Origin of the sequence: Cuneatibacter caecimuris (assembly GCF_004216775.1) — a bacterium.
Taxonomy (GTDB): domain Bacteria; phylum Bacillota; class Clostridia; order Lachnospirales; family Lachnospiraceae; genus Cuneatibacter; species Cuneatibacter caecimuris.
The window spans coordinates 240,353-254,576 of record NZ_SGXF01000001.1 but is presented as its reverse complement, the minus strand read 5'-3'; the positions used below and the strand labels follow the sequence as shown (position 1 = coordinate 254,576).

General features: G+C 50.9%; 15 protein-coding genes. All 15 read left to right on the top strand.

Annotated elements, in window-relative coordinates:
- Nucleotides 1-332: 332 nt before the first annotated feature.
- Complete coding sequence (gene rsgA / locus EV209_RS01250; RefSeq protein ID WP_130432269.1) at nucleotides 333-1,217, top strand: ribosome small subunit-dependent GTPase A; 885 nt, start codon at nucleotides 333-335, stop codon at nucleotides 1,215-1,217.
- Nucleotides 1,214-1,879 carry a ribulose-phosphate 3-epimerase gene (rpe, locus tag EV209_RS01245; protein ID WP_130432267.1) on the top strand — a complete coding sequence of 222 codons (666 nt, stop codon included), beginning with the start codon at nucleotides 1,214-1,216 and terminating at the stop codon, nucleotides 1,877-1,879. The genes rsgA and rpe overlap by 4 nt, the downstream gene beginning before the upstream one ends.
- Nucleotides 1,876-2,523, top strand: a complete 648-nt coding sequence (locus EV209_RS01240; protein WP_130432265.1) for a thiamine diphosphokinase — start codon at nucleotides 1,876-1,878, stop codon at nucleotides 2,521-2,523. The genes rpe and EV209_RS01240 overlap by 4 nt, the downstream gene beginning before the upstream one ends.
- A 102-nt stretch (nucleotides 2,524-2,625) precedes the next feature.
- Entirely contained in the window at nucleotides 2,626-3,234 is a 609-nt protein-coding gene (locus tag EV209_RS01235; protein ID WP_130432263.1) for an ECF transporter S component, read from the top strand.
- A 6-nt stretch (nucleotides 3,235-3,240) separates the two neighbouring features.
- Nucleotides 3,241-3,864 (top strand): TatD family nuclease-associated radical SAM protein, encoded by a 624-nt coding sequence (locus EV209_RS01230; protein ID WP_130432261.1) that lies wholly within the window; start codon nucleotides 3,241-3,243, stop codon nucleotides 3,862-3,864.
- Nucleotides 3,865-4,218: 354 nt separating this feature from the next.
- Nucleotides 4,219-4,767 carry a TetR/AcrR family transcriptional regulator gene (locus tag EV209_RS01225; RefSeq protein WP_130432258.1) on the top strand — a complete coding sequence of 183 codons (549 nt, stop codon included), beginning with the start codon at nucleotides 4,219-4,221 and terminating at the stop codon, nucleotides 4,765-4,767.
- A gap of 18 nt (nucleotides 4,768-4,785) precedes the next feature.
- Nucleotides 4,786-5,466: a hypothetical protein gene (locus tag EV209_RS01220; RefSeq protein ID WP_130432256.1), complete on the top strand. Its 681-nt coding sequence runs from the start codon at nucleotides 4,786-4,788 to the stop codon at nucleotides 5,464-5,466.
- 14 nt (nucleotides 5,467-5,480) lie between these two features.
- Nucleotides 5,481-5,891 carry a DUF2871 domain-containing protein gene (locus tag EV209_RS01215; RefSeq protein WP_130432254.1) on the top strand — a complete coding sequence of 137 codons (411 nt, stop codon included), beginning with the start codon at nucleotides 5,481-5,483 and terminating at the stop codon, nucleotides 5,889-5,891.
- Between the two features lie 494 nt (nucleotides 5,892-6,385).
- Nucleotides 6,386-6,970, top strand: coding sequence for a hypothetical protein (locus tag EV209_RS01210; protein ID WP_130432252.1), 585 nt, complete (start codon nucleotides 6,386-6,388; stop codon nucleotides 6,968-6,970).
- 320 nt (nucleotides 6,971-7,290) lie between these two features.
- Nucleotides 7,291-8,544, top strand: a complete 1,254-nt coding sequence (locus tag EV209_RS01205; protein WP_130432250.1) for an NAD(P)-dependent oxidoreductase — start codon at nucleotides 7,291-7,293, stop codon at nucleotides 8,542-8,544.
- Nucleotides 8,541-10,103: an NAD(P)/FAD-dependent oxidoreductase gene (locus tag EV209_RS01200; RefSeq protein WP_130432248.1), complete on the top strand. Its 1,563-nt coding sequence runs from the start codon at nucleotides 8,541-8,543 to the stop codon at nucleotides 10,101-10,103. The genes EV209_RS01205 and EV209_RS01200 overlap by 4 nt, the downstream gene beginning before the upstream one ends.
- Nucleotides 10,081-11,709 (top strand): hypothetical protein, encoded by a 1,629-nt coding sequence (locus tag EV209_RS01195; protein WP_130432246.1) that lies wholly within the window; start codon nucleotides 10,081-10,083, stop codon nucleotides 11,707-11,709. Before EV209_RS01200 ends, EV209_RS01195 begins: the two co-directional genes overlap by 23 nt.
- The gene (locus tag EV209_RS01190; RefSeq protein WP_130434106.1) at nucleotides 11,709-12,320 is read left to right on the top strand and encodes a Maf family protein; all 612 of its coding nucleotides are present in this window, start codon (nucleotides 11,709-11,711) and stop codon (nucleotides 12,318-12,320) included. Before EV209_RS01195 ends, EV209_RS01190 begins: the two co-directional genes overlap by 1 nt.
- Nucleotides 12,314-13,183 (top strand): HAD family hydrolase, encoded by an 870-nt coding sequence (locus EV209_RS01185; RefSeq protein ID WP_130432244.1) that lies wholly within the window; start codon nucleotides 12,314-12,316, stop codon nucleotides 13,181-13,183. The genes EV209_RS01190 and EV209_RS01185 overlap by 7 nt, the downstream gene beginning before the upstream one ends.
- Nucleotides 13,180-14,217 carry a peptidylprolyl isomerase gene (locus EV209_RS01180; RefSeq protein WP_130432242.1) on the top strand — a complete coding sequence of 346 codons (1,038 nt, stop codon included), beginning with the start codon at nucleotides 13,180-13,182 and terminating at the stop codon, nucleotides 14,215-14,217. The genes EV209_RS01185 and EV209_RS01180 overlap by 4 nt, the downstream gene beginning before the upstream one ends.
- Nucleotides 14,218-14,224 lie beyond the last annotated feature (7 nt).

Below are 14,224 nucleotides of genomic sequence, written 5' to 3'. Positions count from 1 at the left end.
CAGACGCCCGCTTTGTTTCATAGGAAGTCTGTCCTATGAAACAAAGCCCTCCGGGGATGTGCACTGCGTGCTGAGGAAATATGGCCGCCAAAACGACCGCGCTCCGGCGCGAGAGTCCGGAGAGCCGGACTCTTTGTTTATTGCATAGGAAACTGCGTTCCCTATGCAACAAAACCCTCCGGGGGATCGCACTGCGGCGTAAGGAATTACGTCGCTAAAGCGACACGCCGCAGGCGGAGAATCCCGCGAGCGGGATTCTTTTTCAGCAGTAAAATAAAAGGAGCGGGGCGCAGTAGCCCCAGCCAGATCACAGAGGAGTTAGCACAGAAAATATGCAGGGAAAGATCATAAAAGGAATCGGCGGATTCTATTATGTGAATACGGGAGAAGGCGAAATTTATGAATGCCGGGCCAGGGGCATTTTCCGCAAAGAGGGGAAAAAGCCTCTGGTAGGGGACGACGTGAAGATTGAAGTGCTGGATGAACAGGAGAAAACCGGGAACCTGGTGGAAATTCTGCCCAGGAAAAACCGGCTGATCCGTCCGGCAGTGGCGAATGTGGACCAGGCTCTGGTGCTGTTCGCCGCGGCGGACCCGAAACCCAACCTGAATCTGCTGGACCGGTTCCTGATCCTGATGGAACAGCAGCAGGTGCCGGTGACGATCTGCTTCAACAAAGCAGACCTGCTGGAAGGCGGGGAACTGGATTTGCTGAAGCAGGGATACGAAGCAGGGGATTACCCCGTGCATATCCTCAGCGTCCGCCAGCAGCAGGGAATGGAAGAGATCAGAAGCCTGCTGACGGGAAAAACCACGGTGATGGCAGGCCCTTCCGGAGTGGGCAAATCCTCTCTGCTCAATGAGGTGAAGCCGGACGCCCGTATGGAAACCGGGGAGGTCAGCCAGAAAATTAAACGCGGCCGCCACACTACCCGTCATTCTGAATTCTTCCAGATCGGCCCGGACAGCTATTTGATGGACACGCCGGGGTTCAGCTCCATCTATCTGGAAGACATTGATCCAGGAGAACTGCAGGACTATTTTCCGGAGTTCAGGCCTTTGGCCGGGCAGTGCCGGTTCACCGGCTGCGCCCATGTGGGGGAGCGGGACTGCGGGGTGAAAACAGCCCTGGAAGAAGGAAAGATTTCCAGGACGCGGTATGAGAATTATGTGCTTTTATATCAGGAATTGAAAGAGAAAAGGAGATATCCGAAATGATAAAATTGTCACCTTCCATTTTGACGTCGGATTTTGCAAATCTGGGGGCTCAGCTCAGAGAAATTGAAGAAGCAGGGGCGCAGATGCTCCATCTGGATGTGATGGACGGCAGCTTTGTACCCAGCATTTCCATCGGTCTGCCGGTGATCCGTTCCATCCGCAGGGTTTCCGGCCTGATGTTCGACGTGCATCTGATGATCCTGGAGCCGGAACGCTACGTGGAGGAATTCAGGGAGGCGGGTGCAGACCTGATTACCGTCCATGCAGAAGCATGCACCGATTTAAAGAAAACTATAGAAAAAATCCATGCCTGTGGGGCAAAAGCCGGAGTTTCCGTAAAGCCCGCCACGCCTGTAGAAGATATTTTTCCTATTTTGGACCAGGTGGAACTGGTCTTGGTGATGACCGTGGAACCGGGATTCGGCGGGCAGGCTTATCTGGAATCCTGTACGGAGAAGATCCGCGTTCTGCGCCGGGAAATCCTTCGCCGGGGGCTGTATGTGGATATTGAAGTGGACGGAGGAATCAAGAAAGATACCACTCTTCCGGTGGTCCTGGAGGCGGGAGCCAATGTGATCGTGGGAGGAACCGCTATTGTGAACGGGAATATACGGGAGAATACAGAAGGTTTTCTGGAAGTGTTCCGGAGGTTTGAACCGTGAAGACATTGATCATTTCAGGCGGCGCTGTGTGCGACGCCTTTTTGGAGGATTATTGCAGGCAGAATTCATTTGACTGTGTGATTGCGGCTGATCACGGCGCCGAGGCGGCCAAACGGCTGGGAATCCCGCTGAATTATCTGGTGGGGGATTTTGATTCCGCGGACAGGGCGGTGGTGGACAGCTATAAGTCCTGTCCGGGCCTGGCAGTGGAACAGCACCGGCCGGAAAAAGATGAGACAGACACAGAACTGGCGATGACTATGGCTCTGCGCCTGGGATCAGAGGATATCACTCTGGCCGGAGGAACGGGCACCAGGCTGGACCATGTGCTGGGGAACCTGTACAACCTGCTGCTGCCGCTGCAGGCCGGAGTTCCCTGCCGGATGGTGGACAGCCATAACAAAATTTTTCTGCTGGACCAAACCGCAGAGCTGGTAAAAGAGGAAGCCTTTGGAAAATACGTCTCCTTCCTTCCTCTCACCGAGACCGTGGAAGGAGTGACGCTCACCGGTTTTAAATACCCCCTGAACAATTATTTGATGAAAAAGGGCCAGAATATCGGAATCAGCAATGAATTCCAGGAGGACCGGGCCACAGTGGCTTTTCGCAGCGGGATTTTGATCTGCGTCCAGTCCCGGGACTGATCTGAATTAAAATTGGTATGTGATAAAAAACAAAAATTGGATATTTTTATATGACCACCTCTGTGCTATGATAATGCAAACAAAAAGAGGAGGGACATAAAAATGAGTTCAGGTTCCAAAGTAAATGTAAACCCTAATATTGTAAGGCTGGTACAGGCGGCGCTGCTGGCGGCTATCGCTTATATCTGTTTCGTGTATCTGAAGATTGTGATTCCCATGGGCCCGGGAAAGCTGACGATCCATTTCGGCAACTGCTTTGTCACATTGGCCGCGCTGCTGCTGGGAGGCGTGTATGGAGGCCTTGCGGGAGCAGTGGGCCTGACGCTGGCAGATCTTTTGGGCGGGTATGTGGATTCCGCGCTGCCCACCTTTGTGCTGAAGCTGGGGATCGGTCTTGTCACCGCGCTGGTAGCCCATACGATATTCAGGATGTGTGATAACAAATCCAGCCGGCAGATTTGGGGGATCAGCGCAGCAGCCTCCGCGGCCGGACTGATTTTCAACGTGATCGCTGACCCGCTGGTTCGTTTTTTCTATAAAGCATACTTTTTAAAGCTGGACCTGACGCTGGCGGACGCGCTGATGAAAATCGATATTCTGGGAACAGCCATCAATGCAGTCGTTTCCCTGATTCTGTCCGTGCTGCTCTATAACGCGCTGCTGCCCACGCTGAAAAAAGGCGGGCTGTATGTGCCGGTAGGAAGGTTCTGAAAAAATATGGATCAAATCGTATACCAATATCATCAAAATCTCTATATCAACCTCACCAACAGATGCCCCTGCGCCTGTGTGTTCTGCGAGCGGCAGTATTTTGACGGGCTGGGAAGCGCGGATTCCCTCTGGCTGAAAGAAGAGCCGTCGGTGGAACAGGTGATGAAGGCGCTGGGCGCCTACGATCTGTCAGATTATAAAGAGCTGGTGTTCTGCGGTTTCGGAGAGCCTGCGGAGCGCTTCATGGACCTGACAGAGATCGCAAAGAAAGTAAAGAAATATTCCGCCATCCCCATCAGAATGAATACCATCGGGCTGGCGGACCTGATCTGGGACCGCCCCTGCGCGCCGCTCTTAAAGGACGCTGTGGACCGGGTATCCATCAGCCTGAACACCCCTGACCCCAAACGCTTTCAGGAACTGACCAGGAGCAGGTTCGGGGAAAAATCCTGGTTCTCCCTGGTACATTTTGCGAAAGAATGCGCGCAGAACGGCCTGGAAGTGCGGCTGACCACCGTAGCCACCACCCTCACCGAAGAAGAGGAAGAGCAGTGCAGACGGCTGGCAGAATCTATTGGCGCGGAGTATTTGATACGGCCTTATGAAGAGCCGGGGGTACGGCCGGAGTGAGGTTCCGGTTATTTGAAAGTATAATACCTTTTCAAGTAATATTCTTTTGCAATAAAGATTTTTGACAAGAGTATAGTAAAACAACTGAAAATACAGGGACCAGCCTGCGACAAAACGCCGCCATTGGAATCAATGGGCGGCGTTTTGTTGGTGTAAGTGAGCTACGGCCTAAAGATAAGCCAGCTCCGCGTGCTTCTGAACATTTTGTTCAAAAGCGGCAGGTTTAAATTCTTCGGGGATGGTTCTTGTATGTATTATTTATGAACGTGTTCAAAAATGATTGACAAAGCACTGTCCAGCGCATATAATATAAATGAACTTGTTCATTATAAAAATCGGGAAGGGAGGGGTGTAATGAGAAAAAAAGATGATACTCTGCGCGCTACGCTGCTAAGTTTGGCACGAACCGTTGCAGACACAGAGGGCATAGAGGCTGTCAATATCCGTTCCATTGCCAACAAAGCCGGTATTGCAAGTGGAACCGTCTACAATTACTTTTCAAATAAGGACGAGATTCTACTTGCCCTGACAGAAGAATATTGGAAACAGATCTTGCTTGAAATGAAAACGAAAATTACTGCTGATTCCTTTTGCAGTCAACTGCAAGATATATTCTCTTTTCTTAAGGAGCGAATAGACCAATCCGCCGGAAAGCTCATGAATAGTCTTGGGAATGTAGAAGCGGCAGGCCAGGTTCGCATGACATCCATGCAAACGGAACTGGAGGATGCTTTAATACAGTGTATGGAGCAAGACGCTGCGGTTCGTAAAGACATTTGGAATGAAACATTTACCAAAAAACAATTCGCGCGCTTTATTATGATGAACATGGTGATGTTATTAAAAGCATGCGAGCCTGATATTACTTTTTTTATCATGATGATTAAACGAACCATTTATTAAATAAAAGGAGGGATTTTTATGCCACAGGCAATTGCCGAAACCATTTTTGATATCTTATATCTTAGCTTTGCGCTGATCGCAGGGCTGACTATGCTGGTAAAGGGAAAGAATCCGTTGGTTAAAAAGGCCGGTCTCATGGCCGCGCTGCTCGGCGCAGGAGATTCTTTCCATCTTGTTCCCCGTTGCTATGCACTTTGGACAACCGGCATGGAAGCCAATGCAGCGGCGCTGGGTATTGGAAAATTCATTACTTCCGTCACCATGACAATCTTTTATCTTATTCTCTACTACATTTGGCGTGACCGCTATCAAATTAAGGGCAGGAAAAGCCTTACGGCGGCAATGTGGGTATTGTCCGTACTGCGTATCGCTTTTTGCCTGCTTCCGCAGAACCAGTGGCTCGCGTACCGGCAGCCCCTTATGTTCGGAGTGCTGCGCAATATACCTTTCGCCGTCATGGGAATTATCATCATTGTCATTTTTGCACAGGAGGCCAAAAAGGCGAACGACCATGTATTCCGGTTCATGCCTCTGGCTGTCGCTCTTTCGTTTGGATTTTATCTGCCGGTTGTTTTGTTCAGCGGGACAGCCCCGGCTGTCGGCGCACTTATGATTCCGAAAACAATAGCCTACGTTTGGATTGTCTTAATGGGATGGAAGTTATTTAGGCAATCGCAGGTACAAGAAAAAGAACATTGAAGGGAGAAATCATAATGACCAAACGATACGTGAATATAGCTGTGGTTTATGCGGTCATCGCCATGATATTTGGCGTATTCTATAGAGAATTTACCAAGTTCAGCCACTTCACCGGACAGACAAATCTATCCGTCATACATACACATTACTTCCTGTTGGGAATGTTCTTTTTTCTCATACTAATGCTGGCCGAAAAAGCCTTTTCCTTTTCCGACCAGAAGACTGGTAAGCTCCTGATCGCTTACCAACTTGGCCTGAATATCACTGGCCTTGGCTTTCTTATGAGAGGGCTGACGCAGGTATGGGATACAGAGCTGAGCAAAGGGCTGGACGCTTCTATTTCCGGGATCGCGGGGATTGGTCACATACTGATGGGCATCTGTATTGTTCTTTTGCTGCTCAAAATAAAAAAGCGGGCAGTTTAGGGAGATCATATGCAAAACATAATGCCCGCATAATAGGGATCACAGATAAGAAAGTCCCTCTTTATCGATTCTTTGACCGAAAGAGTTACCTAATCATGGCTTATATGATTACCGGCGGTTTGTTGCTGAGGAGCGCACAGATTTTACCGCCAACTATAATAGGCATCTTATATTGTGGAATAAGAACCTCATTAATAGAGACAGGCATTCTATTTCTGCAAAAATATATTGCTGCTATTATCAACAGGAGGAATTAACAAGAAAACACCCAGCAGAGAGAGGGCAGAGAAAACGGAGGTGGTTATAGCCGTCAGGCATGGAACTTCCGGAGTTTCCTCTGCCCTCTTCCGCGATTCCCCGTATTTAGAAAAAAATCAAACATGCAGGACATTGCAAGAAAACATATTGATCATAGTAGATGAAAAGAGTATAATTATAGTAAAAATAATGTGTGCGGCTGAAAGTATATATTTGTAAATAGCGGGGGGATTGAGATGAAAGAAAAAAAGATGTATTATATTTTTGCAGCCATAGTGTCTCTAATAGTCCTGTGCGGTATCATCTGGTCAATGATCACAGTGCTCAACCAACGCTACAATACATCCATCGAAAAAATGATCGGGCAAATAGGCTACACAACCTGGCAGGAAATCCAGCTGGATACCAGCGGAACAAAGGCGAACTGCTGGTATCTGGTTTCTGACGGCAGGGAAATCACGATCATAAATTACGCCCGGCCCAGCTGGACCTCCGGGGTAATGAGCGAATATGTCCTGTTGAAAGATCTCAGAGACAGCGGAAAAACAGTCTCACCGGAAACACCGCCAATCCCATTGTATTATGAGACAGAAAACAGGGAATCCCGCCGAGCATTTCTGTACTTCCTTCCGGGAGAGCGCAATATCCGGCAGGATATGGAAGTCCCAGAAGGAGCGGAAGTTACCTGGCAGACAGGAGAAGCCGGGACGCTGGTATCCATATCCTATGCCTATGACGACAGATCAGCAGATATGGGCAAAAGTTTCGGAAATAAAATATTGGACCAATACCCTGAAATGTCCAGCGTATTTCAAGAATGAACAGGAGACTGCAGCCTGGTAAAATCACAGGCATTTGCATCACTGCAGCCAGAAAACACCCAGCAGAGAGAGGGCGGAGAAAACGGAGGAGGTTATAGCCGTGAGGCATGGAACCTCCGGAGTTTCCTCCGCCCTCTCCCCGAGACTCCCCGTATATAGCGAAACAAATTTTCAAAAAGTAACATGTGACATCCTCCTCACCCCAAACATATACCAAATGTGAACCTTTTCTGAACATTTCCCCCGTAACTTGAAATATCAGATCAAATGCGGTATACTGATAAAATAATATTAACGAAACAAATCAAGGGGGAAAGGGCATGGCATTTAACGTAATCCAGGAAGCAAAGCGCTGCCTGAACTGCAAAAAACCGCGTTGTATGGAGGGGTGCCCCATTCACACTCCGGTACCGAAAATGATCCAGTCATTTCTGGAGGGGGATATTACCAGAGCCGGAGAGATGGTATTCCGCAACAATCCGCTGTCAGTAGTGTGTTCCCTGATCTGCAATCATGAAAACCAGTGTGAAGGCCATTGCGTTCTGAACGCAAAAGGAAGCCCTGTGCATATCAGCAATATTGAAAACTATATTTCTGATAATTATTTTGACAAAATGAGGTTCCGCCAGGGAGAGAAAAAGGGCATGAAAGCCGCCGTGATCGGTTCCGGGCCGGCGGGACTGACCATTGCGATGATTCTGGCGCAGAGGGGATACGATATCACCATATTTGAATCCAAGGATAAGATCGGAGGCGTGCTGCGCTACGGAATACCGGAATTCCGGCTGCCCAAGAGCCTGTTGGACAAATATTATCACCACCTGGTATCTCTGGGAATCAAAGTCCGGCCCAACACGGCCATTGGCAAAGTTATCAGCGTGGAGGACCTGTTCCGGGACGGATACAAGGCGGTTTCCATCGGGACAGGCGTCTGGTGGCCCAATACGCTGCATATCAAGGGAGAAACTCTGGGGCATGTGCACTACGCCATTCACTATCTGGTGAATCCTGACGTGTATGAGCTGGGAGACCGGGTGATCATTATCGGCGCGGGCAACGCGGCGATGGATGTGGCGCGCACGGCGATCAGGCACGGTTCCCGGTATGTGACTGTTTTCTCCAGGACAGAGACCTTTGCGGCCAGCAAAATTGAGGCGGAATATGCCATGATCGACGGCGTGGAATTTGAGTACAATATGGCCCCGGTGGAGATCACGGATGAAGGCGTATATTTCCAGGAAGTGCGCTGCGACGAGCACGAGCAGATTGTAGAAAGAATCGGGGGCAGAAGACTGTACCCGGCTGACTCTGTAATTATTTCCGTGAGCCAGGGGCCATCCCGGCTGATCCTGCAGCAGACCAGCGGCCTGCATACGAACCAGCGGGGGCTGGTGATCACGGATAACAGCGGCGTAACAGACCGTCCCGGAGTATTTGCCTCCGGAGATGTGGTCCGGGGAGCCAAAACAGTGGTGGAAGCGGTGGCCTATTCCAAGATGGTGGCTGACGCTATGGATGAATATATGCAGGGTCTGACAGAAGAAGAGACTGGTGATGAGGAGAACGACAAATGAATCGAGCAGTAATTATAGGGGCCGGCCCAGCCGGCCTGACTGCTGCGCTGGAACTGCTGCGCAGCGGAAAACAATATGAAGTGATTATACTGGAGGAGAGCGGTGAAATCGGCGGTATCTCCCGGACGGTGCAGTATCGGGGAAAACGGATGGATATCGGCGGGCACCGGTTCTTTTCGAAGGATGAGCGGGTGATGAACTGGTGGCGGGAAATGATGCCGCTGCAGGGCGCCCTGCCAAAGGATGACAAAATCCTGGGAAGGGAATCCCGGATTGTACCGGGAGGGCCTGATCCGGAGAAAACAGACCGGGTGATGCTGCTGCGCAACCGGGTCTCCCGGATTTACTACAAAAAGCATTTCTTTGACTATCCTGTTTCCCTGAAATGGGACACCCTGAAAAATATGGGATTCCTGACGACCCTGCGCGCGGGATTCAGCTATTTTGGAAGCATGCTGCATAAGCGGGAGGAGACTTCCCTGGAGAATTTTTATGTAAACCGTTTCGGCAAAGTGCTGTACTCCATGTTCTTTGAAGGATATACTGAAAAGCTGTGGGGAAGGCATCCCAGTGAAATATCAGCGGATTGGGGTTCCCAGCGGGTGAAGGGGCTTTCTGTCAAGGCAGTACTGAAGGACATGCTCTCTAAAATGCGCCCTGGCGGAAAAAAAGAGAAAGAAGTGGAAACTTCTCTGATTGAAGAATTTTATTATCCTAAGTTCGGCCCCGGCCAGCTGTGGGAGACTGCAGCTGCGGAAGTGAAGCGCCTTGGGGGCCAGATCTGGATGCACTGCAGCGTGCAGAAGATTCATTCTGAAGGAGACCGCATCACAGCAGTTACTTACCTGAGAGAGGGAAAGGAAGAACGGCTGGAAGGAGATGTGTTTCTCTCATCCATGCCGGTGAAGGACCTGGTAGCGGGAATGGAACAGGTGCCCGCGGCCCAGGCGGAAATCGCAGAGGGGCTGCCGTACCGGGATTTTGTGACCGTGGGCCTGCTGGTGGACAGGCTGAACCTGAAAAACGAAACTAAGATAAAAACCCTGGGAAACATCGTGCCGGACTGCTGGATTTATGTACAGGACGTGGGCGTCAAACTGGGCAGGATACAGATTTTCAACAACTGGTCTCCTTATATGCTGCCTGATCCGGAGCGTCAGGTGTGGATCGGCCTGGAATATTTCTGCCACGAAGGTGATGAATACTGGAAGATGGATCAGCAGAAATGGGTGGAATTTGCCTCTGAGGAGCTGGTTAAAATGGGGGTTCTGGAGAGCGCCGCCCTGGTGGAAGACGCCCATATGGAGCGGGTGAAAAAAGCGTATCCCGCATACTTTGACACCTATGACAGAATGCCCGAGCTGATTTCCTGGCTGAGCGGGTTTAACAATCTGTATTGTATCGGACGCAACGGCCAGCACCGTTATAATAACATGGACCATTCCATGGCCACTTCTTTTGAGGCTGTAAAAAATATTCTGGAAGGACGGAAGGACAAGTCCAATATCTGGAATGTGAATACGGAGAAGTCATATCATGAAGAAAAAGATCAGCAATAAGATTTTAGAGCTGGGCGTTTCAGGTCTGGCCGCTGTCCTGCTGGGAGCGGCTGCCTGCGCCCTGGCGGCATATTATATCCTGTTTTTGTCCGGAGGTTTTATTACCTCAGATACAGTGGATACTCTGCTGTGGGGGCAGGCCTCCTGGGACAGCGGAAAACTGTTCAATCCTGATTTTGGCTATGCGGCGCTTCTGCCCTTTGGCGGGAACCTGCTGATGTGGCCGTTAATCGGGATTTTTGGCGTTACGGTCCAGGCCCAGGTAGCGGGGATGTTTCTGTTCTTCCTGCTGTTTCTGGCCGCCGCGCTGTTTTTTGCCCGGCAAATGGGCTGGAGCACAGGCTGGAGCGCTGGTTTTGCAGGCATTCTTCTGATGGTACTGTCTTCCAGCGCGAAGCTGCGGGAAATCTACTGGGAGCATATCCTTTATTATAGTTTGGGAACATTGTTCGCACTGGTGGGCCTGGGGCTTTTTGCCCGATGGATGGACAAGAGCGAAAATGGTTCCCAAAAAGGAAAACTGCTGACGCTGGGGCTGCTGTTTTTATGGTGCCTGCTGACGGGCACGGACCAGATGGAAATTCTGACGCTGTTTCTGGTCCCTTTTTTGGGCGCTGTGCTGGGAGAACGTTTTTTTGATATTCGGGGAAATCTGTCCAAAGCGGGACAGGAGAACACCTGGAAAGCGGCGGCTGTAATCATGGCTGGAATTGCCGGAGGCGTCCTTCTGGGATTTGTTTTAAAGGGAGATATGGTGGCCGGCTACCAGAATGGATATTCCGGTTTTTCGGCAGTGAACAAGTGGCTGGAAAATGCCATGAAATTTCCGGAACATTGGTTTACCCTGCTGGGCATTGAAATAAAGGGTGGTGTAACTCTGGCCTCCCCGGGCGGTATCATGATTCTTCTGCGTCTTTTGGGCGCAGTGACGCTGATCGCCGCGCCGGCGGCAGCAGCAATCTGTTATCGGAAAATCGAAGACAGGAAGCTGCGGATTCTGATTTTGTTTCACTGGATGATGACTGCCCTTTTGATGGTGGGATATATCGCCGGCAAGCTGTCTGCGTCAAATTGGCGGCTGAGCCCGCTGGTTGCCAGCTCTGTGATTTTGTCTGTGGCATTTGGCAGGTGGCTTTCCCAGAGAGCAACGGGAAAACGCCTGGCCCTGCTGGCCCTGGCTCCGCTGGTTCTGATGACTATGCTCAGCGCGTCGGATATTCTGGGCATCAATGTTCAGGAAAAAAAGGAACAGGGGCTGTATCAGCTGTCGGCGGAGCTGGAAGAACAGGGGCTGGATTATGGCTTTGCAACCTTCTGGAACGCCAACGGCCTGACCGTAGTATCGGACAGCCGTATCAAGGCCAGGGGCGTGGATCTGACGGAGGATGGGCTGAAGCCGATCACTTACCAGTCCAACCTGCAGTGGTTTGAAGATCAGCCGGGACAGGAAGAATATTTTTTCCTTTTGGAGAAGAAGGAATATGAATCCCTGGAAAAAGACCATCCCCTTCTGACCGCCAGCCATGAGAAAATTACCCTGTCCCAGGGTTACGTGGCCCTGGTCTATGAAGAAAACATTTTGAGGCTTATAACAGAGGGAAAATGATGGAAAAAAAGAAAATGAAGCTGGTGCTGGCTTCTGCTTCACCCCGCAGGAAAGAGCTGCTGGAACGGCTGGGCCTGGATTTTTCCGTTCAGGTAAGCAAGGTGGATGAGAAAATCACCTGCAGCTCTCCTGCGGAGGCGGTGAAAGAGCTGGCGGTACAGAAAGCGGAAGCTGTGGCGGAGGAGCTATGCCGCCGGACGGAAGAAGAGGTGCTGGTGATCGGAGCGGATACAGTAGTGGTTCTGGAAGAAAAAATCCTGGGAAAACCCGGCGGCTTTGAGGGAGCCTGCCGCATGCTGCGGGAACTGTCCGGAAGGGCGCATCAGGTCTGCACCGGCGTGGCTCTGGTGAGGGCCAATGAGGGAAAAATACAGGAAACCAGGTGCTTTTCAGAGACTACCGAGGTTCATGTGGCCATGTTATCTGAAAAGGAGATCCAGTCTTATGCCGCTACAGGCGAGCCGTTGGATAAGGCCGGGGCATATGGGATACAGGGCCGCTTCGCGCCTTATATTTCCGGGATTTCCGGGGATTATTATAATGTAGTGGGGCTGCCTCTGCATGCCCTTTATCAGGAACTGAAAAAAACAGGAGGGATTCTGGAATGGTGAAGCTGATCGCTTCAGATATTGACGGAACGCTGGTGGAGGACGGCAGCGACGGAATCGACCCGGGTATTTTTGAGGTGATCCTCAGGCTGAAAGACCACGGGATACAGTTTGCGGCCGCCAGCGGGCGGCAGCATCCCAGCATTTCAAAGCTGTTTGCTCCGGTGCTGGACCGCATTTTTCTGATCTCAGAAAACGGGGCGTATATCGGGTGCAGAGGGAGAGAACTTTATTCCACCCTGATTGATCCGGAGATCATTCATGAACTGATCCGGCAGGTGCGGGAGATTCCCGGCTGCGAGATCATGCTGGGGGGAAAGGATTACGAATATGTGGAGACGGAGGACCCGGGGCTGCTGGACCTGCTCATCAACGGATACCACAATGAAATCAGGCAGGTGCCGGATCTGCTGCAGGTAGAGGATGATTTTATAAAACTCTCCATTTATTATGACGGAGACGTGATGCAGGCGGCGGGTTTTATGAAGGAGAGGTGGAAGGACAGGCTGAAAGTGGCGGAAGCAGGGGCCGTCTGGCTGGATTTCATGAACCTGTCAGTGAGCAAGGGCGAAGCGCTGAAAGTAATACAGGATTCTCTGGAAATCAGTCCGGAAGAGACTATGGTTTTTGGAGATCAGATCAATGATATCGAGATGCTGGGCCGAGCGAAGTACAGCTTTGCTGTGGCCAATGCCCGGCCGGAAACCCAGGCGGCGGCCAGGTATATCTGTGATTCCAATCGAAACGGCGGCGTCCTGAAAGTTCTTACCGCACTGGCAGACCTGCTGGACAGCCTGAAGGTCCAGGGCAGGGAAGGGACAGCGGAGGACCTGGAAGAAGCGGTCAGGAAGGTGATCATTCAATGAAATGGTTCAGGAGTGCAGCGGCGGCCCTGATGTGCCTATGCATAGCTTTAAGCTTGTGCGGATGCGGAGTCCGCATGGCAGTGGAATGGAAGCCGGGCCGGGAAGCCCTTTTTACAGTCAGTGGAAATGAATTTCCAATGCCGGAGGCAAAAATCCTGCTGATGGAATATCAGTACGGGATGGAAAAGGAGTATTCCCAGTCCGGCGCCTCTGAGTTCTGGAAGCAGAAAACCCAGTCCGGAGAAACCTTTGAAGAATATCTGAAAAACCAATATGTTCTGGATGAACTGATTTTTCTGAAGACGCTGAACCTGCTCTGGGAAGAAAAAAAGCCCGCAGAATTTTCCCCGGAGGCAGAAAAGGCTGCAGCCGATGCTGGAAAAGCGTATTACCTGCAGATGACCGGACCTGAAAAAGAGATGTCAGGCGCTTCTGAAGAGGATGCTGTCAATTTGATGAGACAGTACAGAAAGGCTGAATTGATGCAGGAAGCGCTCACAGCCCACATGAATCAGGAGGTCAGCCAGGAGGAAGCCCGGGTGATCAGCATTTCCCACATCCTCCTCCGGGCTGACCCGGGAGACCAGGCGGGGCGGGAGATTGCCCGGGGAGTTGCGGAACGGCTCTTAGAGCAGATCCGTGGCGGAGAAGATTTCGACAGCCTGGCGGCGCAGTATAACCAGGACAGCAGGACGAGATATGTCATCGCCAGAGGGGAGACAGAAGAGGCCTTTGAAAAAATGGCTTTCAGTCTGGAAAGCGGGGAAGTAGGCGAAGCGGTGGAAACGGAAAATGGATTTGAAATCATCAAAGTGCTGAACAGCTATGAAGAAGCGCTGACTGCTTCCAACCGTGAAAAAATCCGGGAAGCCAGAGTGAGGTCAGCCTGGCAGGAAGAATGCAGGGAATACCTGAAGGACAAATCGGTGGCAGTGAATACATCTTCCTGGGAAAATGCACAATTGCAGGAATCCCAGGAACGGTCAGAGAAGCGGTTCTTTGAGGTTTACAGGACTTATTTTCCGGAATCCTGAGAAAACA